This window comes from Leptolyngbya sp. CCNP1308, assembly GCF_034932455.1.
In the GTDB taxonomy this organism is placed as follows: Bacteria; Cyanobacteriota; Cyanobacteriia; order Phormidesmidales; family Phormidesmidaceae; genus Nodosilinea.
This window is the reverse complement of sequence record NZ_JAYGIH010000036.1, coordinates 72,985-98,756: the sequence shown is the minus strand read 5'-3', so window position 1 is coordinate 98,756 and position 25,772 is coordinate 72,985. Positions and strand designations below refer to the sequence as shown.

Sequence of the window (25,772 nt, the reverse complement as noted above, 5' to 3'; positions counted from 1 at the left end):
GTTGGGTGAAGCGGTAGCGGAACCCAACAAAACCCGGCAGAGACCGTAGCAGACAATGCCTTGCAGTTGGCCTAGGGGATGGTGGGCCGTGCCCACCCTACGCAGCCAAAATCCCAAATCTAAAATCCAAAATTGATTTAGCCGAGCACGGCGAGAATGTCTTTCTCAGACAGCAGCACGAACTCGTCGCCGCCCAGCTTGATGTCGGTACCGGCGTACTTGGAATAGAGAACTTTGTCGCCGATTTTGACTTCCATAGCCTGGCGAGAGCCTTTGTCATCGGTTTTACCGGGGCCTACGGCGGTGATTTCGCCCACCTGAGGCTTTTCCTTGGCGGTGTCAGGTAGCAGAATGCCGCCAGCGGTGGTCTCTTCGGACGCACTTACTTTAATCAAAACTCGATCGGCTAGGGGCTTAACGCTAGATGCCGCCAAAGTGATAGCTGCCATACAATGCTTCTCCGGATTTGCTATTAAGACAGCGCCTGGGGGAATTACACTCGGCCCCATTCAGACGCATTACACAGGTTTTCGAAGCTTAGCACTCGCAAGCTCCGAGTGCTAATTTACGACGCCAGGGGGGCGATCGCAACAAAGCCCCCTGTACGGGTTCCCGAACTGAGTTGCCATAGGTAGGATTGATTGATGCTCAAACTCAAGGTTTTGCTGCCCATTCTCACCAGCTTTTTGTTTGCGGGCAGCTTTGTAGCAGGCAAATATACGACGGTAGATTTGGGGCCATTGACCACCTCGCTGCTGCGCTACGTCATCGCCATGGGGGTTCTGGGCCTATTCATCACCCGCAGTGCCCAGCCGATCAAATCCCTCACCGTCGCCCGCGCCGACTGGGGAGCGATGGCACTGTTAGGTCTATTTGGGGTGGTGGGTTATCACTATTTTTTCTTTAGCAGCCTGCGCTACACGGCCACGGCCAACACCGCGATTATCAACGCCTTTAACCCGGTGGTGACGGGGGTGATGGCGGCGCTGTTTATTGGCGAACGGCTGACCCGCCGCCAGTACGGCGGGATTTTGCTGGCGCTGCTGGGAGTGCTGACCCTGCTGACGCGGGGCAACCTGACGACGCTGCTGAGGCTTGAACTCAACCGGGGCGATGGGCTGATGCTGTGTGCTGTGCTGTGCTGGGTGGTGTATTCCCTGATTATTAAGCAGCTGAGCCAGCGGTATTCGGGGTTGACGATTACCTTCTATGCCGCCGTGGCCGGAGTAGGACAACTTCTGGTGCTGGCCGCGCTCGAACGCTGGTGGCTACAGTTGGCGACCCTGTCTCTCTCCTCGCTGGTGGCCATTTTGTACATGGGGGTGGCGGCGTCGGGAGTGGCCTACCTTTTGTTTAACCTCAGCATTCAGCAGGTTGGCCCCACTCGCACCGCCAGCGTGGTCTATAGTTTGGTGCCGATTTTTGTGGCGGCGCTGGCCTGGCTGTTTTTTCGAGAGCCGCTGACGGCGACAATGGTGGCCAGTATGGGATTAATTTTGCTGGGTGTGAATGTGGTGCTCAGTCAGCCTAAAGTGTGAGTTAAGGAAGAAGGCGGTTCGTTAGGCTGGGCCTAGCTCGTTTTACTGCCGGGAGGCGTTATGGCATCGCTGGTATCGTCTTTATTGAATCCGCTTTTTGCTGGTCTTGGCCCCCTCAATATTTTCGGCAGCAATGTTTTGCTCAGTGGTTTAGGCAATGACGACCTCAGCGGCGGCCCAGACGACGAAATTTTATTGGGTTTCTGGGGCAATAACCGGCTATTCGGCGCGGGGGGGGACGACTGGCTCTTGGGCAGCCCTGGCGATGATTTTCTCGATGGGGGCTTGGGCAGCAATCAGCTGATTAGCGGGCCGGGCCAAGACACCGTTGTGCTCAGAAACGATGGTCGGGTTGATACAGTAGTGGATTTTACCCCTGGAGTCGATCGCTTCTGGCTTCAGGAGGGCTTGAGTTTTGGGCAGATTGCGATCGCCCAGCAGGGAGCAAACACCACCCTGCGCTACCTAAACCAGTCGGAGCCCAGCGTCATTCTGCTCAATGTGGAGGCCGCCAGCCTCACCGCCGAGAGCTTTCAAACCCAGGCGCTGGTGCCCAGCTTTAACAGCCTGACGATCTTTGGCGATAGTCTGTCAGACCCCGGCAACCTGTTTGGGTTGACGGGCTTTTTTCCGCCCTTTCCCTACTCTGAGGGCCGGTTTTCTAACGGCGATCTCTGGGCAGATTATCTGGTGGATGACCTGGGGGTTGAGCCTGCTCAGGTGCAAAACCTGGCTGTGGGGGGAGCCACCACGGGCCGCGACAACGGCCTCGATCCCCTAATTGGATCGCTCACGGGCACAGAGTCTAACCTGCCGGGATTGCTCGACGAAGTCGATAGCTACCTTGGTGGCCTAGGGGAGGGCACGGCTAATTCTGACGGTCTCTATGTGGTATGGGCCGGGGCCAACGACCTGTTTAACCTGCCCAGCGACCCTGCCGCTATTCCAGACTTTTTAGCGGCATCGGTGGCCAACATTGCTACAGCGATTAGCAGCCTGGCGGCGCGGGGAGCCGACACCTTCTTGGTGCCCAACTTGCCCAACCTGGGCCTCACGCCCCGCACCCTGGGAGATGGTACCAGCGAGCAGGCGACTGCGTTAAGTCAGGCGTTTAATGCTGGCCTGGCCGACACGCTAGAGGCGCTGGAACAAAGTCTGCCCGTTGCGATCGATATCATCCCAGTCGATCTGTTTGGGCTGACCACCGACATTATTGGCGCTCCGGCGGAGTTTGGGTTTACCAACGTCACCGACCCGCTGCTTAACCAGGGCGTGCTCAACGACCCTGGCTACTTCTGGTGGGATGATCAACACCCCACCACCACCGTTCACGCGCTGCTAGCGGACGTATTTCAGACGAGTCTGGTGGAAGCGGGGTACTTGCAGCCTAGTAATGGCGCAATGCCAGCACTGGCCATCGAAGATTTCGCCACAGCTGGAGCCCTCACCCAGGACGGAACCCTAGGAAGCTACGGCACAGGCGGGGAAATCTCAATCGCAGACACCCTTAGCCCAATTCAGGCTGCTTCAGCGGCAGGTTTGGCCTACTAGAGTTTCTGAAGCCCTAGTAGCTGTCGTCGCCAGTGACGGTGTGCAGGCCCAGATCGTGGTTGGCTCGGTTGAGGCGATCGGCGATCGCCCGTCGCCACTTGAGGCTAATACTGTCGTCTGCGAGTACTTCTTGGGCTTCTTCGCGATATAGGGCGCTTTGCACCGTGCCCGCTTTTTCGAGCTGCTCTAGGTGCTCAAGCACTTCTTGGGGAGTTTTCATGGAGATAGTCCTTTATACATAATGAGGATCCAGGCCAATTCCGAGAATTGGGCCTAGGTGCATGCCCCCATTCTCCGAGAACCCACTGATAACCGCTACTGTTCAGGGTGAACCTTTACGCCCCGATAAAGTTTGTTGCGCTTCGCAACAGGACGTTGCACGAAGCGCCAGCGAAAATTTACTGAACCCTGCTCGTCTGGATCCGTGAGTTTAACTTTAATAGATCGGCATGATTGCGGTGAGGTTTTCTCTAGCCGTAGTTAACAATTGGACGTTTCTGCCTTAATTACCTATTCAGGCCATAGGCTGAATAGGTATGAGGAGCACTGTTTTAGGGGAGAGTCAAGCATGGAGACTGCTGCCAACGGCGCGATCGCCGCAGCGTATCTCATCATTCCCCTCACGCTACTGCCGCTATTGCTGAAGGCCAAGCGTGAAATTTGGCTCAATCTACTGCTGATGATCATGTTTGTCTTCAGCTGTGGTGTAGGCCATACTCTCAGCGCCATGAACCTTCACAGCACGCCCTGGCACTGGGTGACGGCGGGGGTCTCATGGGCGGCGGTCTTGGTTTTGATCACAAGCCAAGACCGGCTGCGCTACCTGGGGGAAACCTTTCATCTGCTAGAGGCCACCTGGGAGCAGGCCCTCACCGGCAAGCTGCTCTGCGAACGCAGTGGCGACGACCTCAGGATAATTAAGATCAACCCCGCCGCCAGGGCGATCACCAAAGACTTACTCAAGTCGGGCGATCGCCTCTGCGAAACCATGCCCATCCACCGCCAGCAGGTCTACCCCTACGACATACCGCTAATTAACCTCTATTTTGAGGCTCTGAAGTCGGGCGAATCGCGCCGCTTAGAGTACCAGTACAAAGGTGACGAAGTCTCGGGCTGGTATATGAACCTGGTAACACCGCTGTCGCCCGAACTGCTCTACATGACCTTCTCCGAGGTCAGCGGCGTCATCCACGACCCGCTCACCGGCCTCTACAACCGCCGCGTGCTGGAGATGGATCTAGAGACCTGGGATGTCTGCCTGTTTATCGATCTCGATCGCTTTAAGCTGATCAACGACCAGCGGGGCCACCTTCTAGGCGATCAGCTGCTGGTGGCCGTGGCGACCGGGCTGCAAGAACACGCCCAAGCCCACAGCGGTGTGGCCGTGCGCAATGGCGGTGACGAGTTTCTGCTGCTGCTGCCTGCCCCCAAGTCTGAGCTGCCCCGCCCTGACCCAGCGACAATTGCCGCCAGCGTGCTCAAAGACATTTTGGCCATCGAAATCGAAGGGGCCAGCGTGGGAGCTTCTATTGGTATTGCCAGCGGCACCATCGACGCCTTTGAGGAAGATACCCCCATTAACCGACTGCTTCAGGCGGCCGAGACTGCCCTGCGAGAGGCCAAACGCAACCGGCGATCCAACTCACCCCAGCACCGCATTCAGGTGTGGAACCGCGATCTGGCTCGGCGGCGGCTGCGCCAGATCACCCTCGAAGCCTACCTAGAGCAGCGCAGCAGCGAGGCTGAGTTTTGGCTCGCCTACCAGCCCATCTGCAGTATGCAAACCGGTGCCATTGTCGGAGCCGAAGCCCTGATCCGGTGGAATTCTGCCCGGCTGGGGCGGGTTTCGCCCTCAGAGTTTATTCCGGTGGCCGAAGCGACAGGGCTGGTGCACCGCATCAGCGACTGGGTGCTCTGCCATGCCCTAGAGCAGCTGGCCCAGTGGCAAGACATCGCCCCCCAATTCACCCTGTCGATTAACATCAGCCCGCTAGAACTGGAGGATGACGACTTTTTAGACCGCATCATGCAGCGGGTCGCCGGAGCGGGTATTGCCAGCAACCACTTTGGCATTGAAATTACCGAGCGGGGCATCTACAGCAACTTGGAGCGCTACCTGCAAAGTTTGCAGAGTCTAAGGGATATGTCGCTGCGCCTCAAGGTCGATGACTTTGGCACCGGACAGTCGGGGCTGGCCCAGCTGTTGCAGTTTCGCTTTGATGAGGTCAAGGTCGATCGCTATTTCATCCCGACCAATGCCCAAAACCTGGAGAAGGTAGCAATTTGCCGAGCGATCGCCAATCTGTCGGAGGGCATCAACTTTGATTTGGTGGCCGAAGGCATTGAGCAGGCCAGCCAGCGCGACCTCATGCTGGGGTTGAACTACAACTACGGCCAGGGCTACCTATTCTCGCGACCGATAACGGCACCGGATTTAACGACTCTGCTGAGGGAGGGAACCTGCTTGGCACCGAGGTGAGGGGATGAGGAAGGTGGGAGAGATGGGGAGATGGGGAAAGGAGCAGGGAAAACGGTAGCTTACAATACAAAATATTGCTGTTTGACTGAGCTGCTGCGCCCTGGCGGAACCTTAATAACAGCAGCAAAATTCGCTGTTTCACCAATCCCTTCATTCCCTGGTGTTCGTCTATGGCCTCCATTTTGTCCGATGCTAACCGCCGTCTAGAGCGGGCGCTCAAGTATGTTTCTATTTCTGAGGATGCCTCCGAGCGGCTGCGCTATCCCAAGGCCAGCCTCACCGTGTCCATTCCTGTGCGAATGGATAACGGCACCCTGAAGGTGTTTCAGGGCTATCGGGTGCGCTACGACGATACGCGCGGCCCCACCAAGGGCGGCATTCGCTTTCACCCCGATGTCACTCTCGACGAGGTGCAGTCGCTGGCATTTTGGATGACCTTTAAATGCGCGGCGCTGAATTTGCCCCTGGGCGGGGCCAAGGGCGGCGTCACGGTCAACCCCAAGGAGCTGTCTAAGTTTGAGCTAGAGCGGCTGAGCCGGGGGTACATTGATGCGATCGCCAACTTCATCGGCCCCGATGTCGATATCCCCGCCCCCGATGTCTACACCAACCCCATGATCATGGGCTGGATGATGGATCAGTACAGCATTATTCGCCGCAAGCTCAGCCCGGCGGTGATTACCGGCAAACCCCTCAGCATGGGCGGCAGCCAGGGGCGCGACACCGCCACCGGCACCGGCGCGTTCTACGTGCTGCAGGCAATGATGGCCAAATTTGACCGCATTCCCCAGAACACCACCGTAGCGGTGCAAGGGTTTGGCAACGCGGGCAGCGTCATCGCCCGGCTGCTGTTTGATGCCGGGTATAAGGTGGTGGCAGTCAGCGATTCCCAAGGCGGCATCTATGCCCCCTCTGGGCTAGATATTCCCAGCATTCAGCAGTTTAAAACCTCCACCCGCAGCCTCAAGGCGGTGTATTGCGAAGGCACCGTCTGCAATACGGTGAACGACCACACCACGATCACCAACGAAGAACTGCTGGCTCTAGATGTGGATATTTTGATGCCGGCGGCGCTGGAGAACCAGATTACCGCTGAGAATGCCGACGCCATTCAGGCCCGCTACATCTTTGAGGTGGCCAACGGCCCGATCACCTCCGAAGCCGACGACATTTTGTCGGCCAAGGGCATTTACGTCTTCCCCGACATTTTGGTGAATGCGGGCGGGGTCACCGTCAGCTACTTTGAGTGGGTGCAGAACCGCAGCGGCCTCTACTGGTCGGTGGAAGATGTCAACGCCCGGCTCAAAACCATGATGGTAACCGAGGGCGAGCGCATCTGGAAGATTGCCCAGGATCTCGATATTCGCCCCCGCACCGCTGCTTACGTCCACGCCCTAGAGCGCCTCGGCGATGCCCTCAACGCCAAGGGCACCCGCGACTACTACGTCAGCGGCATTTGAGACCCATCCCTAGGTGGAGGCCACCGCCGGTTCATGGCTCCATATCGAGCGCTAGAAGTCTGGTAAATCCTGCACAATTAGCGCCCGAAACGGCGATTGCTCAAAGGTGTCTAAATAGCCCTGCCCCAGGTAGGTAGAGGCCGCCGTCTGCCCCCGCTGATAGCGGTTAAAGAAAGCCGTGCTCAAACCCTTGAGGTAAGGATAGGCCGCCCTAGCATCAGGCCCCAAGAGTCCGGGTGGAAGAGGCAGCGCGCCGCCGCTGGTGTCGCCCTCTAAAAATGAGAAGTGGGTGCCAGCGCCCACCACCACTAAATGCTTCTCGGGGCTGGCAATCCAATCAAACGGCTGAATTTGCTCGGGTACGGCAGGGGTAAAGACGTCGTCGGTGCCTGCCACCACCATGACTGGAATCTCCACCTGGCTGAGTCCAGCCTCGCCAAAGATATGGCTGGTGAGGGGGTTGATGGCGATCGCGCTCGTCACCCGCTGATCTCTCAAGGAAGCGGGCAGGTCGGTGGCGATCTCTAGCACCTCACACTGCACCAGCAGCGAGAGATTGAGCGAGACGCCGCTCTGGGTTGGCGACGGGCACACCTGTCGCAGGGCCTCGGGGTTAAACGTTGCCCCAGCCACCGCCAGCGCGGTGTAAGCCCCCAAAGACTGACCCACCACGCCAACCTGGGCCAGATCTAACCGCCCAATACTGGGATCGGCTTGGGCCAGAGTCTCCAGAGTATCGAGCACCGCCGTCACATCCCTCGGGCGACTCAGCAGCGTGATCGGGTCAGGGGGCTGGGCCATGCCACTGAGAAACTGCTCAAACTGAGCCCCGTTGTCGTCGTGCTCAAGTACCACGGCCCCATAGCCGTGGCTCGCCAGATGTTCGGCCAGATACCTTAGGGTCTGCCGACTCGACGCGGCCCCGTGGCTAATGACCACCACAGGCAGGGAGCCTGGCGGCGCAGAGATCTGCGGCAGATACAGATCAGCTATCGGTCGAGTCCGCCGCAGCGCATTCTCAAACTCAAGGGTGCGCCGCTCCCAGGGGTAGGTCCCTGGCTGCTCGGGCGTTTTTTGGGAAAGGGCGGTGGCTACGGGGGCAAGATTTTGTCGGGCCTGGGCTTCTAGGGCCGACAGCACTGTCTGCCGCCGCTGAAAAAAAGCCTGGCCTTCGCCCAACAATTCCCGAGCCAGGGCGTAGTCAATCTGCACAATATCTAACGGAAACTGCTGCAACACATGCAGGGTCGTCAGTCCTGGCTCTTGAGCCGCGGCCAAAATTAGGCTGGCCCGCAGGGCCGAAAACCCGCTGCGCCGGTCGTCGGTTTGCACTAAATCACCGAGCTGCCCCAGTAGCCGCATACCCACCGGAGAATAGGTCAGCTCTGCCACCGTCACCACATCGAGCGAAAAGGGCCGGGTCAGCCACCCCCGCAGGCCATCGAGCTGGCTGGGGGGCAGCCGTTGGGCAATGGGGCGCAGACTGCCCCGCACCTCGCCCGTTTCGGCAAAGTGCTGAAGGTCGTCTACGCGCACGGCGATCTCAAAGGGGCCGTAGAAAAACTCAATGCGCTCAGCGGCTAGTCCAGGCAGCGCCAACAGAGCGCTGCTGAGGGCTGTAATCAGCGATCGCCACCAGCAGCGATTTAGTCTATGTCGTTGCAGACCCAGCCCGGCCCCCAGCTTACCCAAGCCTAAAATGCCAATTTTCATAGGTTGTTTAGCCCCCAACCGACTGGGGCAGCATCGCCGCCATCGCCTTCTCCAGCCCTTTGGGATCGCTGAGCAGCTGAGCCGCCATGGCCTGGGCCTGCTCACCGGGGTAAACGTCCTCCACCCCGTCGATTACCGCCTGGAGTGCCTCCTGAGCTACCGTTTCGGGAGCCACCTTGGGAGGTGGAAAATGTTGGCTACTCTTGGTATCTACCGTGGCGGGCATAACCCCAATGACCAGGGTGTTTTGCGCCGCTAGCTCGGCCCGCACCCCCTGGGTCAAGATGTAGCATGCCCCCTTAGAGGCGCTGTAAGACGCGTTCATAGGAAAATTGACCCGGCCTAAAATGCTCAGCATGTTGACGATCGCACCGCCACCGTTGGCCTTGAGTACAGGCGCAAACGCGCGGCACATCGCCAAAGTGCCAAAGTAATTCACCTCTATTTCGGCCCGCGCCGCCGAGAGATCTATTGCGGATATAAACCCCTGCATCAGAGCGATGCCAGCATTGTTAATGAGCAAATTCATATCGTTACACTGAGCTGCTGCGGCCTTTACCGTGGACTCATCGGTAATATCTAGAGCAACAGGAATAATGCGGTCTGGATCAGTAGCGACTAGATCATCTAAGCTATTGAGCTTGCGCGCTCCAGCGTAAATTCGGGCTGCTCCCATTCTACGTAGGGTGTCGATATAGTATTGCCCGATACCACCGTTAGCTCCAGTTACCAGTGCTACAGCGTTCTCTACCTGCATGTCAGCGGCCTTTTTTCTAACTCATTTTCACAACGGTATACTGGGCACCAAGGTTTGCCCAGTACTTACTTTTTCGTAAGTATCTAAAAATTGCTTTGATTGGCCAAAATCAACTATGTCAGAGACAACTACTGAAGGTACAGAATTTGTTAAAGTCACCCTAAGGGTGCTGGGCGGTAAGTGGAAAATCTTGATTCTCTGGCATTTACGCGACGAAACCAAACGTTTTAGTGAGCTAAATCGCCTCATGCCTGGTATTAGTGAGAAAGTGTTGACTCAGCAGCTTCGGGAGTTAGAAAAAGATGGCCTTGTGCTGCGGGTTTCGCATCCCAGCAAATCCCCTAAGGTAGAGTACTCTTTTACTGACTACGGTCACAGTTTAATACCAGTCCTGGAAATACTTTGTCACTGGGGAGAGCACCATATGGTGCTCTATGGCAAAACCCCAACTTAAGATAGGGCAGTGTTTTGATCCCACCAAAACACTGCCTTTGAGAGCACGATCTAATCATTTTCCTGGCTGCGGCGGCCTAGGCCACCACAGCAACCTTCTGGGGTATCCAGCGCTCGGCGGCGGTGGCAATGCGCTGACCAAACAGCTCTGCCGTGAGGCGATCGCCCGATTCGATCGCCGCCGGGCTACCGTCCATCGTCATGGGGCTTTGGCCCATAATTCCCAAAAATGACCCCAGGCGGTTGACGCCATCGGTTTTGCCCTGGTACTGGCTGGGCATGTCGGTGGCCCCCACCCACACCATGCCGTGCTGGGCGGCGTTGATAGACAGGTACAGCAGCGTACCCTGCTTGTCGCCGCTGGGCGAGCTGGAATGGGTGAACCCGGCGGCGATCTTATCTTTCCACTGCTGCACGAACCAGGCAGAGCTGGCGGCATCGATAAAGGCTTTGAACTGGGCCGCTACACCACCCATGTAGGTGGGGGAGCCAAACACGATCGCATCGGCCTCTGCTAAGCGAGCCAAATAGGCGTCATCGGCCCAGCGGCCCTCGGTAATTTGCTCTCCCGTGATCCTGAGCAGGTCGGGGGTGTGGCCAGCGGTGCGGACTCCGGCGGCGATCGCCTCGGCCATCAGGTGGGTGTGTCCACCGCCCGAAAAGTAAACAATTGCGATAGTGGCCATAGCTAGATATCTCATTGCGTTACGCACAGATACTAAAAGTAACTACTTACTGATGTAAAGTAGGAACCTTGAGGTAACTACTTTGGATATAGCCTTAGCCCATGGCGCAACCTACTAGCGATCGCAACCCCTGCCCCGTCAGTCTGCTGATGAATATGCTCTCAGGGCCTTGGACGATGTACATTATCTGGACACTCTCCACCGCTGGCCCCACCCGGTTTGGAGCATTGCGTCGACAAGTGGAGGGCATTTCGACCAAAATGCTCACCGAGCGCCTGCGGATGCTGGAGCAAGAGGGCATTGTCCACCGCCACTACGAGCCCACCGTGCCGCCCCAGGTCACCTACAGCCTGACGGAGCGCGCTGGCGAACTGGTGACCATTCTCGATCAGCTCAACGGCTTGGCCCAGCGCTGGTATGGCGACTTGCCCAGCTGTGGGGCATCCCAGGCTCAACCAGAGGCGCTACAGAAAGCTACAGTTTTGCTTTAGGGCTACTTTTAACTGGCTTTTGTACTCGCGATCGCCCACAACATAGGCTCCAAACCGCTCCAAATGCGGGTTCATCATCTGGGCATCGAATAGGGCAAAGTGGCGCTGGCGCAGGTGCTCGACCAGCTTAACCATCGCCACCTTAGAGCCCTCAGAAATGCGAAAAAACATCGACTCGCCAATAAACGCGCCGCCAATCACCAGCCCGAGAATGCCCCCCGCCAGCTCGTCCCCCTGCCAGGTCTCAAAGCTGTAGGCCCAGCCCGCCCGGTAGAGTTCGCTGTAGACCTGCCTAAGTTCGCCCGAGATCCAGGTGGTGTCGCGATCGGCGCAGCCGTCGACCACCTCCTCAAAGGCCTGGTTGATCGCGACCCGAAAGCGGTTTTGGTTGAGCGATCGCCGCAGCGACTTGGGATAGCGAAAGCGATCGTCCAGCGGAATCAGCGTGCGCTGGCGGCTTGAGTACCAGCCCAGGTCGTCGCCTTCGCCATCGGCCATCAAAAAATACCCCTGGGAGTAACCGCGAATGATGGCATCTAGGTCGTACTTGATGAAGGTCACAGTGTTCTCAATGGATGGTTGCTCAAGGGATAGGCGAGTAATGATTCTTGACGCTCAGTCGCCCTCGCCCTGGGGCAAGAATCTAAGGCGGTAGTATTGAGTGTACAGAAGGTTTTCCTAGGTTTCCTCACCCCTCAAAGCGATGACTGACCCCCTTAGCCCCATTATGCTGCCGCCCCCAGAGGATGCTCAACAGGAAGGGCTGTGGCTCAAAGCAGCTCTGCTCACCTGGTTGAATGCAGAATATTTGCCAGAGCCAGCCAATCGCAAAATCGCCGAGCGAGCCTCTCAGGTGTTTGTGCGCCAGCGCATGGAGGGCGAAAACGACGTTGGCTCGCTGGTGATGGCGATCTTGACCGAACTGCAAGCCTTCGACTTTTCTGAAAGCTTCTACGGTGAGTTTGCAGTCGCCAACGCCGTGGGCGATCTGCTCTTCGACAGCCTAGGCATCGATCGCTGCTGTGGCCGATCCACCACCCTAGAAGTCAGCCGCGTGGGTTCGCTGCGTGATGGCGGCGATGCCGCGATCGATATCAACTGACTCAAATTAAGTCGTTATCCTAGGGCTATGACTTCACTCACTCTGACCCTCGATCCGGTGGTGCAGCTCACCCGTGAGCAGTTCTATGAGCTGTGCAAAGTTAACCACGACATTCACCTCGAACGCAGCAGTACAGGAGATTTGATCCTCATGCCACCCACAGGCTGGGAGTCTGGTCGTCAAAATTCTAAGCTCAACTTACGGGTGGGTGCCTGGGCTGAACAAGATGGCACGGGCTTTGTGTTTGACTCCTCCACCGGGTTCTCGCTCCCCAACGGAGCCGATCGCTCGCCCGATGTAGCCTGGGTAGCAAAATCGCGTATTGAAGACCTGGCCCCAGACCCAGCCAAATTCTTACCCCTAGCCCCCGATTTTCTGATTGAGCTGCGATCGGCGACGGATAAACTGGCAACCCTTCAGCACAAGATGTCTGAATACCGCGATTGCGGTGTGCGGCTAGGGTGGCTAATCGATCCCCAGGAAAAACGGGTGGAAATTTACCGTCTAGGGCGACCTACAGAGTATTTGAGCCAGCCGGAACAGCTCTCTGGAGAAGAGGTTCTGCCCGGTTTTGCTCTAGTGATGGCCGAGATTTGGGGATAGAGGATTACGAGATTTCATATCAATCCCCACATTAAAGGGGCTTGAGCAGTACTCAAACCCCTTTAGGGAATAGGCCTAAGGCTTTTGCGAAAGCCTTAGGCCTATTCAAATATTGAAAATCTATCTTACCAGCTCGACTTGACAACCCCAGGCAGCAGACCTTGGTGGGCCATTTCGCGCAGCTTGTTGCGGCAGAGGCCAAAGTCGCGGTAATAACCACGGGGACGGCCGGTCATCCAGCAGCGATTGTGCAGGCGAGTCGGCGCGCTGTTGCGGGGAAGTTGCTGAATCTTGCGGTGGACAGCTACCTTCTCTTGCTGGTTGGCAGCCTTATCAAACTCTTCCAGCAGTGCCTCACGCTTCTTAGCGTACTGCGCTACCATCTTTTCCCGCTTGCGCTCCCGCGCAATCATGCTTTTCTTAGCCATTTGGTTTCTCTAGCCGTAAGACCTTTTTATCACAGACACAGTCTACTACTATACGCGACGTTACCCAGCAGAGTAAACCCCACTGCCCAGTTTTTTCAGCCCGCCCCGGCGACGGCCCCGACGGAGACATTTCATCAACCATGCCAACCCTTCCTGGTGGCTGAGCGGAGTCGATGTCTTCGGTTCGGTTTTCTGCCATCGGAATGCCTCCAAGGCCCTACTACAGTGGAATGAGAGTTTTCGTCAACCAAAGAATTAAATTATTGGAGAGGAATGCCGATGACAAGTTTAATGACCTGGATGGTCTTTGCCTGGGCCCTTGGCATCATTGCGGTGCAGTTCATCAGTTAGAGCCCTATTCGTCCATTTAACCTATGCCTGTGTTAGCTCCAGTGGTGACGACTCTGAGCGATCGCTTCCACTACGCCCCGCCCGCAGCTGCCCAGCAGGCCCGGCGCATTCTCGTTAAGCCCAATTTGGGGTACCCCGTGGGGCCGCCCGCCACCGTCAGCCTGGCGGTGCTGAAAGAAGTCCTCCGAGGCTTACGGGAATCTAGCCCCAGCGCCGAAATCCTCATCGTTGAAGGGGTTTGCTCTAACGTTGCCTTCGACACCATCATGGCTAAAGTTGGCGTCCCTCAGCTTTTGTCAGCGGGAATGCAGCTGCTCAACGCCGATGAGCTGGAACTGGCCGAATACTCTAATCGCTCCCCCAGTCCGGTGCGGTTCACAACCATGTGGGCACCCAAACTGCTGCAAGAGGTCGATTGCTGCCTGTCGGTCAGCGCCTTGAAGCGCACCCAGCTAAAAGGGGCACCGCTGATTTCGGCTTCTCTGAAAAACCTCTATGGCCTTTTTCCTAGGGCGAAATACAAAGCCCGCAGTGCTAACTCTCGGGGGCAACTGCACCGCCCGTCGGTGCCCCTGGTTTTGCAGGATGTCTACTCGACTCTGGGCCACTACTTTGCGGGCGGCGTTGTGGACTGCACCGAAAAATTTGTCAGCCGCGACTGGCAGCCCGATCGCGGCAATGGCATTTCCATCGGTCAAGTCATCTATGGCGACGACCTGCTGACGGTGGATAGAACCGCCTGCCTGGTGGGGCAGGAAGACATTCCCGACTACATCACCGCTCTAGAGAGCCAGCGCCGGAGCTAGCGGGAGAAGATGAAAGTAGGGGCGACATCTTCAGGGCGATAGCCAGCGGCAATGCACTGGGTCATGGAGTCGGTCACGGCTAGCTCTGCGGCGGTAGCCACGCCTACCACACAGTCAGAAAACCGCATGGGCAGCACGCTGCGGCGACAGTTGTTGAGCACGGTAGTAGAGTTGGCGACCTCTAGACCCTGGTGAATATCGCCGACGCAGGTGGCCAGCTCTAGGGGGCGGCGATCGCTCTGGCAGGCCACTAACGCCTGTTCGGCATCCACCTCGGCAGCCCCGAGCACATCAACGGTGCAGCTTGAGAGGTCGGCGGGGTGCAGTGCTGTGCCACAGGCACCAGCGGCATCAGCAACGGCAATGCCCGCCTCGATCAGGTTACTGGTGCAGGATTCAAAATCGTTGGCGATCGCCCTGGGAGCAGACACCAGCACCAGGGGAGCCGCCAGCCCGGCAATTAGGGCAAACGGTAGTGCAGAGCACGGGCGACGGGTAGCAGAAGCAAGAAAATGAACCATAACAGAACGTTAAAGGTTATATAGCTTAGTTAACAGGCGTAATCGCTGGTTACAGACTGTTGGTCAATGAATTACAGCGAATTAATTCAGCAGAGTTCGTTTTGGTTATGCCTTGGGTAGACCAATGCGATCGCCCCAATGTTTCTAGTCGTCGAATCTTCTACAGTGAAGAGTAGCAGGAAAAACACAATTTCGTGACGTAGAGGTTAAGGCAGTATGCACCTGAGTGACGTAACTCACCCCAATCAACTCCACGGTCTATCCATTCGCCAGCTCGAAGATGTGGCTCGCCAGATTCGCGAAAAGCACCTGGAGACCGTGGCCGCCAGCGGGGGGCACTTGGGGCCTGGGCTGGGGGTGGTGGAGCTAACCCTGGCCCTGTACCAAACCCTCGACCTCGATCGCGACAAAGTCACCTGGGATGTGGGCCACCAGGCCTACCCCCACAAGCTCATCACCGGGCGGTACCACGACTTCCACACCCTGCGCCAAAAAGATGGTGTGGCGGGCTACCTCAAGCGCAGCGAGAGCAAGTTTGACCACTTTGGCGCTGGCCACGCCTCCACCAGCATTTCAGCCGCCCTGGGTATGGCTTTGGCCCGCGATCTGAGCGGCGACAACTACAAGGTGGCGGCCATTATCGGTGACGGGGCGCTGACCGGGGGCATGGCCCTGGAGGCCATCAACCACGCCGGGCACCTGCCCAACACCAACCTGCTGGTGGTGCTCAACGACAACGAAATGTCGATTTCGCCCAACGTGGGGGCGATTCCGCGCTACCTCAACAAAATGCGCCTCAGCCCGCCCGTGCAGTTTCTTACCGACAACCTCGAAGAGCAGTTCAAGCACCTGCCCTTTGTGGGTGAGTCGCTTTCGCCGGAGCTTGACCGGGTGAAGGAAGGCATGAAGCGTTTGGCGGTGCCCAAGGTGGGGGCCGTATTTGAAGAACTGGGCTTTACCTACATGGGGCCGGTGGATGGCCACAACCTGCAAGAGCTAATTGCCACCTTTAAAGAGGCCCACAAGCACACCGGGCCGGTGCTAGTGCACGTGGCCACCACCAAGGGGAAGGGCTATGCGATCGCCGAAAAAGACCAGGTGGGCTACCACGCCCAGTCGCCCTTTAACCTGTCTACTGGCAAAGGGGTGCCCTCCACCAAGCCCAAACCTCCCAGTTACTCGAAGGTGTTTGCCGAAACCCTGATCAAACTGGCTGAAGACAACCCCAAAATTGTCGGCATCACCGCCGCTATGGCCACGGGTACGGGGCTAGACAAACTCCAGCAGGCGCTGCCCAAGCAATACATTGACGTCGGCATTGCCGAGCAGCACGCGGTGACGCTGGCGGCAGGTCTGGCCTGCGAGGGTATGCGCCCGGTGGCGGCAATCTATTCCACGTTTTTGCAGCGCGGCTTCGACCAGATTGTCCACGATGTCTGCATTCAAAAGCTGCCGGTGTTCTTCTGCCTCGACCGGGCGGGCATTGTCGGGGCCGACGGGCCGACCCACCAGGGTCTCTACGACATCGCCTACCTGCGCTGCATCCCCAACATCGTGCTGATGGCCCCCAAAGATGAGGCCGAAATGCAGCGGATGATTGTGACGGGGATTGACTACACCAAGGGCGCGATCGCCATGCGTTACCCCCGCGGCAGCGGCTACGGTGCCCCTCTGATGGAAGAAGGCTGGGAGCCTTTACCAATTGGCGAAGCAGAAGTACTGCGCCAGGGCGACGACGTGCTGCTGCTGGGCTACGGCTCGATGGTCTACCCGGCCATGCAGACCGCCGAAATCCTCAGCGAGCACGGTATTGAGGCCACGGTGGTTAACGCCCGCTTCGCCAAGCCCCTGGATGAGGCGCTGATTTTGCCCCTGGCGAGGGAAATCGGCAAGGTGGTCACCTTTGAAGAGGGCTGCCTAATGGGCGGCTTTGGCTCTGCGGTAGTGGAATCGATCATGGATGCCCAGCTGCCCGCTCAGGTGCTGCGTATCGGCGTGCCCGATGTGCTGGTAGACCACGCCAGCCCCGACCAGTCAAAGGCGGCGCTAGGATTAACTCCGCCCCAGATGGCCGAGCGCATTCTCGCCACCTACCAGGTGGAGAAGCCTGCCCTGGTGCGGTAAGGCGGCATTTGGTTAACCAATGGCCCTAGGCTGAAGCCATTCAGCCTGGGGCTTTTTGCGATTGCCTAATCATTGAGTAAGTTCTGTGCTCAGGCCTCAACTGGGTTGCAGCGAATCTCGACCATAAAGCCATCGGGGTCGTAGAAATATACGCCGCGCCCGGTGGGCCGAGTGACAGGGCCGTGGGCAATGGAGACTTCGTTCGCCGCCAGCACCGCCAGCGCCCCGTCAAACTGCGCCGGGTCAATATCAAAGGCCAGGTGGTAAGCGCGGGTAAAAGATTTATCGGGGTCGGGGTCAGGCGGCTCCAGGTGTGGAGCACCAAACAAGTCGAGAATTAGCCCGTCGGGCAGCACAAAGTTAGCGACCTTGCCCGTGGCGACCAGATCTTTGAGGGTATCATCTACCTCGTCACCAGTCAGCTCTCGCAGCCCCAGCAGACCGCCGTAGAACCTGCGTGAGGCCGCCATATCCTTTACATTTAGGGCCAGATGATGAATGCGGCGTAGCTGGTTAGGGGACAGATTCGCTAGGGTCTGAGGGGTAGAGCTAGGATTCATCGGCGGCAAAGATCCCAAGACGGAGCGGCTTATGATTGATTATAGAAATCTTACCGCGCTCAGTCTTTTAGCCATCGCCGACCAAATCTTCGAACTCACCGTTGATCGTCCTGACCCCGAGCGGCTCGATCGCTGGCTCACCGCCAACGTCAAGGAACTCTCCCGCAACCGGGTGCAAAAGCTGATCGATTGGGAGTACGTGCTGATCAACGGTCAGCTGTGCACCAATAAAAAGGAAGCAGTTCGGTTGGGCGATCGCATCCACCTCACCATCCCCGAACCCCGCCCGCTAGATCTGACCGCCGAAGCTATTCCCCTCGACATTCTCTACGAAGACGAGCACCTGATCATTCTCAACAAGCCCGCTGGCTTGGTGGTGCATCCTGCCCCCGGCAACCTGAGCGGCACCCTGGTTAACGCGGTGCTGGCCCACTGCGGCGATCAGCTCCTCGGCATCGGCGGCGTCCAGCGCCCCGGCATTGTCCACCGGCTCGATAAGCACACTACCGGGGCCATTGTGGTGGCCAAAACCGACCTAGCCCACAGCGATCTCCAAGCCCAGATGAAGGCCAAAACGGCCCGCCGGGAATATCTCGGTGTTGTCTACGGAGCGCCTAAGGCTAACTCTGGCACCATCGATGCCCCTCTGGGTCGCCACCCAATCGACCGCAAAAAGCATGCCGTTGTGCCCCTGGAGAAAGGGCGCACCGCCATCACCCACTGGCAGGTGGAAGAACGCCTGGGCAATTTCTCACTGCTGCGGTTTCGCCTAGAGACTGGTCGCACCCACCAGATCCGCGTCCACAGCACTCACATGGGTCACCCCATCGTTGGCGACCTCACCTATGGGGCGGGGCGCGACGTGGGCGTAAATTTGCCGGGTCAGGCGCTCCACGCCGAGCGGTTAGAACTGCGCCACCCGGCCACGGGGAATCTGGTGGTGGCGATCGCCCCCTTGCCAGAGCACTTTCTCAAGCTGTTAACAGTGCTTAGGAATCGGTCGGTTTAGCCGAGGAGGAAAGTCGGTGGATGGGTTGGGAAGGGGAGATCAACAGATATGCGATGAGCAGAGGGGTTGCATCGGGCACAATCAGGTTAAGTGTTGGTCAAGCAAACCAGAGACACAGCTTAAAACGGGGCTTATTTGAGCATAATCAAGGCGGCCTCAGGCATCCAACTTGCGATCGCAGGCGTACTGCTACAGAGTTCTGTCATTATCTCCTCCAGTTGTCATGGCTATGCATCCTCTCCTACTTCCACCACAACGTCCCCTGGGGCAGGCTTCCAACCAGCGCAGCGTAGCTTGTCTAGGCCGACTGGTACCCATTGCGATCGGGCTTTTTGCCACGACAGCCCTTCTAGGAACGACACTTTCTAGCCCCCTTCAGGCTGCACCAGATGCTCTCGCCGCCGCCCCCCACAACCTCAGGGACAAACAAGACACCTCAGAACCTACTCCACCACCGCTACCGACCCCTCTCCCAGAGCCCATCCTCCCAGAAGCGGCGGGCATTATTGGTCTAACCCCAGCCCCCAACGATGAGGTCGGCGTCGGGAATCTGCGTCCCGCCAATCCCACCACAGGCATTAGCGACGAGCTCTCCGGTGCTGGCTGGCTGAGCGAGGTGGCTCTGCCCATTTACCCCAGCCCGGAGAGCGTCCATTGGGGCTGGCTGATCAACGGCTGGCTCGTCCCTAACAACGCAGGCCCCTTGGCCATTGGCCGCGATGCCGCCTTTTCTATGGTCAAAACCGAGCAGCAGATCTACACCTTTCCCGTTTTAGAAGTTCGCCCCGATGGCTGGTTTCGCTTTCAATACACCCCGGCGGGTACCGCCTGGGCCCATACCTCCCACCTAGACCTGGGCCGATTGCCTCTCACCATAGAAGCCTGGGAAACCTCGATGCAGGCGGCATCCCGCATTGAGTTTCGGCGACCTGGCCTGGCTCAACCCATGCGATTGGCTCCCAACAGCACTGCCCCACTCCAGGCACTGGTGGGGTCTAACAGCATTATTCAACCCCTCGATCTCGAAGGAGACTGGCTACGGGTACGAGTCACACAACCGGCCCAAGGATGCAATCCGCTGCCGGGCTCTAGCACTGCCGAGGGCTGGGTACGCTGGCGCAGCGACGCCGATATTCCCCTAATTTGGTTCTCTTCGACCGATTGCCTATCGGTTGTGAATCATTAGAAATCTCGCTGACTACTCATTCAAGATCGCGAGGCTTTACCGGGGGCAGATAGTCATCGTCTATCCTGGCAGGCGCTCTAAAAGCCGTTGGAGACGAATTTTAGCCATCACATAAATTGGGAATTGGTGATGTTCGGCGATGAGCCAGCCCACCATAGCGCTGTGGGCGGCTAAGGTACCCAGTGCCCAAACCATAGACCAGTTCATCCCCGCTGTGGCCTCAAGCGGGGGAAAGATGTACCCTCCCAGGGCCACTATCCCCGCCGGGAGAATCACCAGCGCCAGCCCGATCAGCCAAAGAGTCAGGGTAATATCGCCCCGGCTTTGGTAAAGGGGCTGCCAGCGCCAGCCCTGCCAGCGCCAGCCCATAGGCTGCACGCTATCGACTACATGCACCGTTTGCTGCTCGAGGTTGACCTCAAATATGTGGCGACAAAAGCTACAGGCGTAGGCATCCATCAGCGCCATGGGCTGAATCTGCCCATGGCGACACACCGGGCACTCGTAGGTGTCGCCCCCATCAAGACCCAGCAACCGCTGAGCCCTTGCTCTGCTAGAAGATGTCTGACTACTGCCCATAGGCAACCTCTCAGCCGACTGACTAACCGCAAGGGCATAGCACCCCGCTGCCCTTTACTCGGTATCGCTAGCTGGTGTTGTAAGCACCAATCCTCTGGCCCACCTAGCCCAGCTTTCTGGACTAAATCCTCTGGCTAGCTCTCCTTCATATATCAACCCCATGCGACGATAGGCGGTCAAATTTAAGCAAAACTTTGCTTTGTCGGATTCACGACCGTCGCTGAAGGGTGCCAATAGCTAAAGGGCACTCACCATGGGAGCCCCTACAGTACGGGTGTAGTCTCTGCCGTCGTAGGTGAGCACCACCATGGGCTCTTGTCCAGACATATCCACCGACTTAACTTTGATGCGCCCGCCGGCCAGCATATCGCCCTGGGACACGCGACGGCTGACGGTGCTGCCCGGTTCGGTGACAATGACGCTGACGCCGCTGCCGACCTGTACCACACCGCTCACCACCACCTGGTCAACCAGGTTTTGAAAGGTCGGGCTACCCGTGGGGGCTACGGCAATATCGGTAGGGATCGGTGGCACACCGCCCTGCAGAAAAGGAGCAGGAAGGTTGGGCAAGGCCACGGGCTGCACGGCAATCTGGGGCAGAGGCGGCAAACTCTGGGTAGCCGTTGCGGGCACCGCGGGCAGCCCCTGGCCTGCGGTGGTTGAGGGCGCTGGCGTCAGCACAGCCGCTGTTGGCTTGGGCCGGGAAGCTCTAGGCCCGGGTAATACTACTGAAGCAAATGGATCAGAGCGCCCCGCACTGATAGCTTCTACCCGAGCCTGGGGTGAGGTAGACCGCAGCAGACTGGGGTCAGCCAGCCGCAGGGGCGTCGATGCGGCATAGAAGGGTTGAGATTGAAATGGCGTAGCGGCTTCCCCAGTTGCTGGAATCAGCGCTCCATCAACCGAGGCGGGGTCAGTAGCCACCGCAGGCGGCACGGTCTCGACCACCTGATTATTGCTGCGAGAGTTTGCCGTGGTGAGCTTGAGGGTTGCACCGGCCGCGATCGCCAAAAGTAACCCACCACCGAGGGCGGCGTACAGCTTTCGGTTAGCTAGGCTCTTTAGCTTAGGCTCTCCAGGTTGCCTGGGTTTGGCAGAGTAAGTCATCGCAGCATCTCCCCACAAATTCCCCTAACCATAGCGAATTCTTCAGAAAGTGGCGCATTTTCGCTCGGGTCAGAGGCGCGATTCGCGGAGCGTGAATCCTGCGGCATCGCAGCCACGGGAATCGACTCGGAACGAGTATCCCGCAGGAATCATCGGTCAATCCCATTGCGATTTTTAATTTTTTACAGTGTGAGCGTTTCCACAGCGCTATCCAGGTGCTGCTGTCGCCGCTGGTGCTTGGCCTGCAGCTGCAACAGCAGGGCCTCGGCTTCGGCCTGCAAATGCAGCAGTTCTACCTGCTGATTGGGGGGGTAGGGGGCTTGGCGAACTTCAAGCCAGCAAATTTTGTCCTCGACCGCGGGAGCTGTTTCGCGCGCTGTGGAGACTACAGCCGTCATCGTTGGGTTCGGGGCTGTCACCAGTTCCAGGGCCGCTCCATCAGATAGAGCAGATACTTGAACGTTAGCGCGATCTACGGGGGCGTTCATGGGCGAAGTTGGGTAGAGAGTTGTACTCAGTCAGAAAGTTAAGACATTTTAACCATTCTGTCTAGAGACCAATCTTAAACCGGGCGATCGCAAACCACCGAAACAGCTTAGGGCAGTTTATAAACTGGAGATCCTCCCTAGGACAGAATTCTGCGGCCAGGTAGCCAAAAGTGGGGCGCTTGATCCGTTGGGGCCAAGGCTCACGGTAAACTAGGAAACAACATAGGGCTGAGCCTTGGATTGGGTGTAACTCATCTAGGTCTTGAGCTTCCCACAATATATTGCCGACCTACCGTGACCCTAAGCGTAAATCCTGCCGCCACCGCCGTCTCCCGCACCTTTAGCACTGGGCTCCAGCCCTGGCCGGGGCTAATTGAAACCTACCGAGCCTATCTGCCCGTTTCCGACCAGACCCCGGTGGTTACCCTGTGCGAGGGCAATACTCCGCTGATTCCGATGCCAACTCTGGCCCAGCACATTGGTAAAGACGTCAAGGTATGGGTCAAGTACGACGGCCTCAACCCCACCGGCAGCTTTAAAGACCGGGGCATGACCATGGCCATTTCTAAGGCCAAAGAGGCCGGGGCCGAAGCGGTGATTTGCGCCAGCACGGGCAACACCTCTGCCGCCGCCGCCGCCTACGCTCGCCGAGGGGGCATGCGGGCCTTTGTACTCATACCCGATGGCTATGTGGCCCTGGGGAAACTGGCCCAGGCACTGCTCTACGGGGCCGAAGTGCTGGCCATCAACGGCAACTTTGACGATGCTCTCGCCATGGTGCAGGAATTGGCGCAGGATTACCCCATTACCCTGGTCAACTCGGTCAACCCCTACCGCCTAGAGGGCCAGAAAACCGGTGCCTTTGAGATTGTTGACGCCATGGGCGATGCCCCCGACTGGCTGTGTATTCCCGTGGGCAACGCGGGCAACATCACCGCCTATTGGATGGGCTTTTGCGAATACCACCAGCAGCGCAAGTGCAGTCGCCTGCCCCGAATGATGGGCTTTCAGGCGGCGGGGGCAGCGCCTCTGGTTCATGGCCATGTGGTGCGTGACCCGCAAACCCTAGCCACCGCCATTCGCATTGGCAACCCCGCCAGCTGGACAAAGGCCGAAGCCGTGCGCGACGCCAGCCAGGGCGAATTTAATGCCGTCACCGACGACGAAATTCTAGACGCCTATCGCCTGCTGGCCCTAGAAGGCGTATTCTGTGAACCCGCCAGTGCCGCTTCCGTAGCCGGGCTGCTGAAGGTAAAAGACCAAGTGCCCGCTGGCATTAATATCGTCTGCGTGCTGACCGGCAACGGACTGAAAGACCCCGACACGGCGATCGCCCACAGCAATAACCAGGTCAAAGGTGGCCTCAACCCCGACACCGCCATTCTGGCCAAGGCTATGGGTTTTTAACCTCCGGTATCCACAAAAATTGGTGCCGTCCGAAATGGACAGTCCTGTCGCTGTAGCCAATAGCTGGAGAATGTGAACCGCGTTCAACGTCCCTCCAGAGCAACAACGACCTTTTGCCTCGGCCCAGTGCTGGGGCATTTTTTATGCTGACAGACGCCGGGCTAGCTGTTTCCCACCACCAGGCCAGGGGCGGGCTGAGCCGCCCGAGACTTCAACCAAACTGCTTTGAGCCGCTCTAAGAAGGCGTATACCGGCGGCGGCAGCAGCGCATCGCGCAGCACAATCACCCCAATCACCCGCTCTAGGGGCTGGGGCAACTCCGCTACCCGCAGCTCTGGGGGAATCGGTTCTGCCGCCAGGGCGGCCATAATCGTAGCTCCCAAACCCCGCTCTACCATGCTGAGAATGGTTGAGTCTTCGCGCACGACGTAGGCGGGCTGTAGCTGCTGGCCCCAGCGGTGCAGCAGGCGATCGAGGTACTGGCGATCGCCGTCGTCGCTCGGCGTCAGAATCAGCGGGTAGGCCGCCAGGTCTTCCCAAGTAAAGGGGGCAGTCGGCTGAGCGCTGGGGGGCAAAAGCATGATGTAGCGATCGCGCAGCAGTTCCCACTGTTCAAACTCGTCGCGGGTGGGCAAATAGGTAAACCCCACATCGGCCCGCCCCTGGCGCAGATCGCTTTCCACCATCTCGTAGTGAGATTTTTCGTCAATGGCAATGGTCACGCCGGGGTATTGCTGCCGAAACTGACGAATCACCTCCGGCAAAATGTGGGTGGCCACGCTGCGAAAGGCCGCAATCCGCACCTCGCCCGTTTGTAGTCCCTTCGCCTCGTCAGCTCGATTGCACAGGTTAGAGAGCGATCGCAGCACCTGCCGAGCTTCCTCAGTAATTTGTTCACCCACTGGCGTCAGCACCGCCCCCTGACGACCTCGGTTGAGCAATAGTACCCCTAGCTCATCTTCCAAGGTGGCGATCGCGTGACTCACCGCCGATTGGGAAAGCTCCATATGTAGAGCCGCATCGCTAAACGATCCCTGATCGGCAATGGCCACCAGCGCTCGCAGCTGCGAGAGCTTCAGGCGGTGGGGGTCAGCTTTGGCCATGGTGCCGTCCTAACTTGACAGGGTAAGTCTAGACACTAACCCCTGATTGCGGCTAAGTGAAAGAGTCAGCCCAAATTTCTAGTTTTTTTCAGGCGGGAGTCAGATTTGAGGGGCTTTTAAGCGCAGCAGGCTAGAGCAACAGACCGGTTCTACGGGGGTGGCATCAGTACTTCTAGCAATACTTTTTACTTGACTGCGATAGAATTACTGAAACTTTATCTCCCTCCCAGGGTATCTACTCAGGCTCTCTCTCCACCGGTCAAGTAGATTGGACGAGAGATATACCAGTCTAACTGGCCCTCGGGCAGACCCATTCGCTACCGCGATACAGCCTGCTCATCCCCTAGGCCCTTCCTTGCGGCAGGTGTCCTATATAACTCCAACGAATCTATCAGCCAGGTACCAGGAGATGTTTATTAACCGTCACCTCTTAGAAGCCGGACTTGCCGCAGCGGCAGTGTCTGTCAGCCTTGTGGCTACGGCACCAGCCCAGGCCCAAATGTCCAACGCTAGCCTCACTCCCGATCAGTTTTCCACTGACCTCGGGTTTGACAACCTCAAGAGCCTTAACATAACCGAGCCCTCCACTACCCTCGATGAGCTCAAAAAGCTCATCAACAACGAAGCCAACGCCCTGTCTCAGGGGTTTCTGGCCCAGTACCAGCTTGACACCAGCAAGCTGTTTTGGAATGGGGTTGACCCCGTTGAGGTCTACTTCATCAATGAAGGCGCGGGGTATCGCAACCAGCTGTTCTACACCGCCACCGATGCCAACGGTGGCCTGAGCGGCAGTGGTAAAATCTTTGACGACATTTCGTCGGCCAACAGCAAGCTGAGTGAGAGCAACGGGCCCCTAGCCCTCGGACAAGGCGTTAGCCTCGGTGGGTTCGTTGGGGCTACCCAGCTCGACTTCATGATTAAGTCGGACGGCAAAAACGGCGGCAAAACCATGCTGGGCACTGACGCGGCGGCTAACCCCAACGGGCTCCAGCACGTAGTCGCCTTCCAGCACAAAGACTGGATTATCCTCGGCTTTGAGGATATTGTCGGCGGCGGCGATCGCGACTACAACGACGTGATCTTTGCGGTGCGCGGTATTCAGCATGGGGCACCCCCGGCTGAAGACGTTCCTGAGCCCTCTGCCCTACTCGGCATGATGGCCCTGGGCATCGGCGGGTTTACCACCCTGCGCCGCCGTAAAGCCGTCACCGAATAAGCTGGCTTGACCTAACGGTCTCAGTCGCTTTAGTTGTTCATGAATGCACCCTGA

The 25,772-nt window shown here is 58.0% G+C and carries 27 protein-coding genes; 14 read left to right on the top strand and 13 right to left on the bottom strand.

Going from position 1 to position 25,772, the window contains the following annotated elements; translation table 11 throughout:
- Nucleotides 1–137: 137 nt before the first annotated feature.
- Nucleotides 138–449, bottom strand: a complete 312-nt coding sequence (gene groES / locus VB780_RS10320) for a co-chaperone GroES (RefSeq protein WP_017299961.1) — start codon at nucleotides 447–449, stop codon at nucleotides 138–140.
- 195 nt (nucleotides 450–644) lie between these two features.
- Between groES and VB780_RS10315 the strand changes: the two genes are divergently transcribed.
- Together VB780_RS10315 and VB780_RS10310 are read left to right on the top strand one after the other, a co-directional pair.
- Nucleotides 645–1,538, top strand: a complete 894-nt coding sequence (locus tag VB780_RS10315; RefSeq protein WP_323351059.1) for a DMT family transporter — start codon at nucleotides 645–647, stop codon at nucleotides 1,536–1,538.
- A gap of 60 nt (nucleotides 1,539–1,598) precedes the next feature.
- Entirely contained in the window at nucleotides 1,599–3,089 is a 1,491-nt protein-coding gene (locus tag VB780_RS10310) for an SGNH/GDSL hydrolase family protein (protein ID WP_323351058.1), read from the top strand.
- Nucleotides 3,090–3,102: 13 nt separating this feature from the next.
- Here the strand turns inward: VB780_RS10310 and VB780_RS10305 are convergent, their stop codons facing one another.
- On the bottom strand, nucleotides 3,103–3,309 hold the full coding sequence (locus VB780_RS10305; protein WP_323351057.1) for a hypothetical protein: 207 nt from the start codon (nucleotides 3,307–3,309) through the stop codon (nucleotides 3,103–3,105).
- A 348-nt stretch (nucleotides 3,310–3,657) separates the two neighbouring features.
- Between VB780_RS10305 and VB780_RS10300 the strand changes: the two genes are divergently transcribed.
- Nucleotides 3,658–5,568, top strand: coding sequence for a GGDEF domain-containing phosphodiesterase (locus VB780_RS10300; RefSeq protein WP_323351056.1), 1,911 nt, complete (start codon nucleotides 3,658–3,660; stop codon nucleotides 5,566–5,568).
- Nucleotides 5,569–5,738: 170 nt separating this feature from the next.
- Nucleotides 5,739–7,028 (top strand): Glu/Leu/Phe/Val dehydrogenase, encoded by a 1,290-nt coding sequence (locus tag VB780_RS10295; protein ID WP_323351055.1) that lies wholly within the window; start codon nucleotides 5,739–5,741, stop codon nucleotides 7,026–7,028.
- Nucleotides 7,029–7,079: 51 nt separating this feature from the next.
- Here the strand turns inward: VB780_RS10295 and VB780_RS10290 are convergent, their stop codons facing one another.
- Both VB780_RS10290 and VB780_RS10285 read right to left on the bottom strand, forming a co-directional pair.
- A complete protein-coding gene (locus tag VB780_RS10290) occupies nucleotides 7,080–8,741 on the bottom strand; it encodes an alpha/beta hydrolase (RefSeq protein ID WP_323351054.1) in 1,662 nt (553 codons plus the stop codon).
- Between the two features lie 7 nt (nucleotides 8,742–8,748).
- Nucleotides 8,749–9,498, bottom strand: coding sequence for an SDR family oxidoreductase (locus tag VB780_RS10285; protein ID WP_323351053.1), 750 nt, complete (start codon nucleotides 9,496–9,498; stop codon nucleotides 8,749–8,751).
- A 115-nt stretch (nucleotides 9,499–9,613) separates the two neighbouring features.
- On the opposite strand from VB780_RS10285, the gene VB780_RS10280 reads away from it, so the two are divergent.
- Complete coding sequence (locus VB780_RS10280) at nucleotides 9,614–9,952, top strand: helix-turn-helix domain-containing protein (protein ID WP_323351052.1); 339 nt, start codon at nucleotides 9,614–9,616, stop codon at nucleotides 9,950–9,952.
- Between the two features lie 76 nt (nucleotides 9,953–10,028).
- On the opposite strand, the gene VB780_RS10275 is transcribed toward VB780_RS10280, so the two are convergent.
- The gene (locus tag VB780_RS10275) at nucleotides 10,029–10,637 is read right to left on the bottom strand and encodes a flavodoxin family protein (protein WP_323351051.1); all 609 of its coding nucleotides are present in this window, start codon (nucleotides 10,635–10,637) and stop codon (nucleotides 10,029–10,031) included.
- Nucleotides 10,638–10,738: 101 nt separating this feature from the next.
- Here VB780_RS10275 and VB780_RS10270 point away from each other — a divergent pair, with 101 nt between their 5' ends.
- The gene (locus tag VB780_RS10270) at nucleotides 10,739–11,128 is read left to right on the top strand and encodes a helix-turn-helix domain-containing protein (RefSeq protein WP_323351050.1); all 390 of its coding nucleotides are present in this window, start codon (nucleotides 10,739–10,741) and stop codon (nucleotides 11,126–11,128) included.
- On the opposite strand, the gene aat is transcribed toward VB780_RS10270, so the two are convergent.
- On the bottom strand, nucleotides 11,102–11,689 hold the full coding sequence (gene aat, locus VB780_RS10265; RefSeq protein WP_323351049.1) for a leucyl/phenylalanyl-tRNA--protein transferase: 588 nt from the start codon (nucleotides 11,687–11,689) through the stop codon (nucleotides 11,102–11,104). The genes VB780_RS10270 and aat overlap by 27 nt on opposite strands.
- 142 nt (nucleotides 11,690–11,831) lie before the next feature.
- Between aat and VB780_RS10260 the strand changes: the two genes are divergently transcribed.
- Nucleotides 11,832–12,230, top strand: a complete 399-nt coding sequence (locus VB780_RS10260) for a hypothetical protein (protein ID WP_323351048.1) — start codon at nucleotides 11,832–11,834, stop codon at nucleotides 12,228–12,230.
- Between the two features lie 27 nt (nucleotides 12,231–12,257).
- Entirely contained in the window at nucleotides 12,258–12,833 is a 576-nt protein-coding gene (locus VB780_RS10255) for a Uma2 family endonuclease (RefSeq protein WP_323351047.1), read from the top strand.
- Between the two features lie 125 nt (nucleotides 12,834–12,958).
- Here the strand turns inward: VB780_RS10255 and rpsN are convergent, their stop codons facing one another.
- On the bottom strand, nucleotides 12,959–13,261 hold the full coding sequence (gene rpsN, locus VB780_RS10250; RefSeq protein ID WP_323351046.1) for a 30S ribosomal protein S14: 303 nt from the start codon (nucleotides 13,259–13,261) through the stop codon (nucleotides 12,959–12,961).
- A gap of 374 nt (nucleotides 13,262–13,635) precedes the next feature.
- Here rpsN and VB780_RS10245 point away from each other — a divergent pair, with 374 nt between their 5' ends.
- Complete coding sequence (locus VB780_RS10245) at nucleotides 13,636–14,418, top strand: DUF362 domain-containing protein (RefSeq protein ID WP_323351045.1); 783 nt, start codon at nucleotides 13,636–13,638, stop codon at nucleotides 14,416–14,418.
- On the opposite strand, the gene VB780_RS10240 is transcribed toward VB780_RS10245, so the two are convergent.
- Nucleotides 14,415–14,939, bottom strand: a complete 525-nt coding sequence (locus VB780_RS10240; protein WP_323351044.1) for a hypothetical protein — start codon at nucleotides 14,937–14,939, stop codon at nucleotides 14,415–14,417. The two genes, VB780_RS10245 and VB780_RS10240, sit on opposite strands and share 4 nt — an antisense overlap.
- Nucleotides 14,940–15,155: 216 nt before the next feature.
- Here VB780_RS10240 and dxs point away from each other — a divergent pair, with 216 nt between their 5' ends.
- The gene (gene dxs / locus VB780_RS10235; RefSeq protein WP_323351043.1) at nucleotides 15,156–17,063 is read left to right on the top strand and encodes a 1-deoxy-D-xylulose-5-phosphate synthase; all 1,908 of its coding nucleotides are present in this window, start codon (nucleotides 15,156–15,158) and stop codon (nucleotides 17,061–17,063) included.
- An 89-nt stretch (nucleotides 17,064–17,152) separates the two neighbouring features.
- Here dxs and VB780_RS10230 read toward each other — a convergent pair whose 3' ends face one another.
- On the bottom strand, nucleotides 17,153–17,623 hold the full coding sequence (locus VB780_RS10230) for a VOC family protein (RefSeq protein ID WP_323351042.1): 471 nt from the start codon (nucleotides 17,621–17,623) through the stop codon (nucleotides 17,153–17,155).
- 31 nt (nucleotides 17,624–17,654) lie between these two features.
- Here VB780_RS10230 and VB780_RS10225 point away from each other — a divergent pair, with 31 nt between their 5' ends.
- Together VB780_RS10225 and VB780_RS10220 are read left to right on the top strand one after the other, a co-directional pair.
- On the top strand, nucleotides 17,655–18,632 hold the full coding sequence (locus tag VB780_RS10225) for an RluA family pseudouridine synthase (RefSeq protein ID WP_323351041.1): 978 nt from the start codon (nucleotides 17,655–17,657) through the stop codon (nucleotides 18,630–18,632).
- Nucleotides 18,633–18,855: 223 nt separating this feature from the next.
- A complete protein-coding gene (locus VB780_RS10220; protein WP_323351040.1) occupies nucleotides 18,856–19,818 on the top strand; it encodes a hypothetical protein in 963 nt (320 codons plus the stop codon).
- A gap of 60 nt (nucleotides 19,819–19,878) precedes the next feature.
- On the opposite strand, the gene VB780_RS10215 is transcribed toward VB780_RS10220, so the two are convergent.
- From VB780_RS10215 to VB780_RS10205, 3 genes are all read right to left on the bottom strand, one after another.
- Entirely contained in the window at nucleotides 19,879–20,397 is a 519-nt protein-coding gene (locus tag VB780_RS10215; protein ID WP_323351039.1) for a hypothetical protein, read from the bottom strand.
- A gap of 237 nt (nucleotides 20,398–20,634) precedes the next feature.
- Nucleotides 20,635–21,504, bottom strand: a complete 870-nt coding sequence (locus VB780_RS10210; protein ID WP_323351038.1) for a hypothetical protein — start codon at nucleotides 21,502–21,504, stop codon at nucleotides 20,635–20,637.
- 182 nt (nucleotides 21,505–21,686) lie between these two features.
- Nucleotides 21,687–21,992 carry a hypothetical protein gene (locus tag VB780_RS10205; RefSeq protein ID WP_323351037.1) on the bottom strand — a complete coding sequence of 102 codons (306 nt, stop codon included), beginning with the start codon at nucleotides 21,990–21,992 and terminating at the stop codon, nucleotides 21,687–21,689.
- A gap of 294 nt (nucleotides 21,993–22,286) precedes the next feature.
- Here VB780_RS10205 and thrC point away from each other — a divergent pair, with 294 nt between their 5' ends.
- Nucleotides 22,287–23,399 (top strand): threonine synthase, encoded by a 1,113-nt coding sequence (thrC, locus tag VB780_RS10200; RefSeq protein ID WP_416349217.1) that lies wholly within the window; start codon nucleotides 22,287–22,289, stop codon nucleotides 23,397–23,399.
- A 161-nt stretch (nucleotides 23,400–23,560) separates the two neighbouring features.
- On the opposite strand, the gene VB780_RS10195 is transcribed toward thrC, so the two are convergent.
- The gene (locus VB780_RS10195) at nucleotides 23,561–24,502 is read right to left on the bottom strand and encodes a LysR family transcriptional regulator (protein ID WP_323351036.1); all 942 of its coding nucleotides are present in this window, start codon (nucleotides 24,500–24,502) and stop codon (nucleotides 23,561–23,563) included.
- A 409-nt stretch (nucleotides 24,503–24,911) separates the two neighbouring features.
- Here VB780_RS10195 and VB780_RS10190 point away from each other — a divergent pair, with 409 nt between their 5' ends.
- Nucleotides 24,912–25,718: a DUF4114 domain-containing protein gene (locus VB780_RS10190; protein ID WP_323351035.1), complete on the top strand. Its 807-nt coding sequence runs from the start codon at nucleotides 24,912–24,914 to the stop codon at nucleotides 25,716–25,718.
- The last annotated feature ends 54 nt before the right edge of the window (nucleotides 25,719–25,772 follow it).

Excerpts from the sequence above, each read along its gene's own strand:
- VB780_RS10210 (WP_323351038.1), bottom strand. The coding sequence starts at position 21,504 with ATGACTTACTCTGCCAAACCCAGGCAACCTGGAGAGCCTAAGCTAAAG.
- VB780_RS10195 (WP_323351036.1), bottom strand. The coding sequence starts at position 24,502 with ATGGCCAAAGCTGACCCCCACCGCCTGAAGCTCTCGCAGCTGCGAGCG.
- dxs (WP_323351043.1), top strand. The coding sequence starts at position 15,156 with ATGCACCTGAGTGACGTAACTCACCCCAATCAACTCCACGGTCTATCC.
- rpsN (WP_323351046.1), bottom strand. The coding sequence starts at position 13,261 with ATGGCTAAGAAAAGCATGATTGCGCGGGAGCGCAAGCGGGAAAAGATG.
- VB780_RS10220 (WP_323351040.1), top strand. The coding sequence starts at position 18,856 with ATGGCTATGCATCCTCTCCTACTTCCACCACAACGTCCCCTGGGGCAG.
- VB780_RS10240 (WP_323351044.1), bottom strand. The coding sequence starts at position 14,939 with ATGGTTCATTTTCTTGCTTCTGCTACCCGTCGCCCGTGCTCTGCACTA.
- VB780_RS10290 (WP_323351054.1), bottom strand. The coding sequence starts at position 8,741 with ATGAAAATTGGCATTTTAGGCTTGGGTAAGCTGGGGGCCGGGCTGGGT.
- VB780_RS10275 (WP_323351051.1), bottom strand. The coding sequence starts at position 10,637 with ATGGCCACTATCGCAATTGTTTACTTTTCGGGCGGTGGACACACCCAC.
- VB780_RS10300 (WP_323351056.1), top strand. The coding sequence starts at position 3,658 with ATGGAGACTGCTGCCAACGGCGCGATCGCCGCAGCGTATCTCATCATT.
- VB780_RS10215 (WP_323351039.1), bottom strand. The coding sequence starts at position 20,397 with ATGGGCAGTAGTCAGACATCTTCTAGCAGAGCAAGGGCTCAGCGGTTG.
- VB780_RS10190 (WP_323351035.1), top strand. The coding sequence starts at position 24,912 with ATGTTTATTAACCGTCACCTCTTAGAAGCCGGACTTGCCGCAGCGGCA.
- VB780_RS10245 (WP_323351045.1), top strand. The coding sequence starts at position 13,636 with ATGCCTGTGTTAGCTCCAGTGGTGACGACTCTGAGCGATCGCTTCCAC.
- VB780_RS10280 (WP_323351052.1), top strand. The coding sequence starts at position 9,614 with ATGTCAGAGACAACTACTGAAGGTACAGAATTTGTTAAAGTCACCCTA.
- VB780_RS10260 (WP_323351048.1), top strand. The coding sequence starts at position 11,832 with ATGACTGACCCCCTTAGCCCCATTATGCTGCCGCCCCCAGAGGATGCT.
- VB780_RS10255 (WP_323351047.1), top strand. The coding sequence starts at position 12,258 with ATGACTTCACTCACTCTGACCCTCGATCCGGTGGTGCAGCTCACCCGT.
- VB780_RS10205 (WP_323351037.1), bottom strand. The coding sequence starts at position 21,992 with ATGAACGCCCCCGTAGATCGCGCTAACGTTCAAGTATCTGCTCTATCT.
- VB780_RS10305 (WP_323351057.1), bottom strand. The coding sequence starts at position 3,309 with ATGAAAACTCCCCAAGAAGTGCTTGAGCACCTAGAGCAGCTCGAAAAA.
- VB780_RS10295 (WP_323351055.1), top strand. The coding sequence starts at position 5,739 with ATGGCCTCCATTTTGTCCGATGCTAACCGCCGTCTAGAGCGGGCGCTC.
- VB780_RS10225 (WP_323351041.1), top strand. The coding sequence starts at position 17,655 with ATGATTGATTATAGAAATCTTACCGCGCTCAGTCTTTTAGCCATCGCC.
- VB780_RS10230 (WP_323351042.1), bottom strand. The coding sequence starts at position 17,623 with ATGAATCCTAGCTCTACCCCTCAGACCCTAGCGAATCTGTCCCCTAAC.
- VB780_RS10315 (WP_323351059.1), top strand. The coding sequence starts at position 645 with ATGCTCAAACTCAAGGTTTTGCTGCCCATTCTCACCAGCTTTTTGTTT.
- VB780_RS10310 (WP_323351058.1), top strand. The coding sequence starts at position 1,599 with ATGGCATCGCTGGTATCGTCTTTATTGAATCCGCTTTTTGCTGGTCTT.
- VB780_RS10270 (WP_323351050.1), top strand. The coding sequence starts at position 10,739 with ATGGCGCAACCTACTAGCGATCGCAACCCCTGCCCCGTCAGTCTGCTG.
- groES (WP_017299961.1), bottom strand. The coding sequence starts at position 449 with ATGGCAGCTATCACTTTGGCGGCATCTAGCGTTAAGCCCCTAGCCGAT.
- VB780_RS10285 (WP_323351053.1), bottom strand. The coding sequence starts at position 9,498 with ATGCAGGTAGAGAACGCTGTAGCACTGGTAACTGGAGCTAACGGTGGT.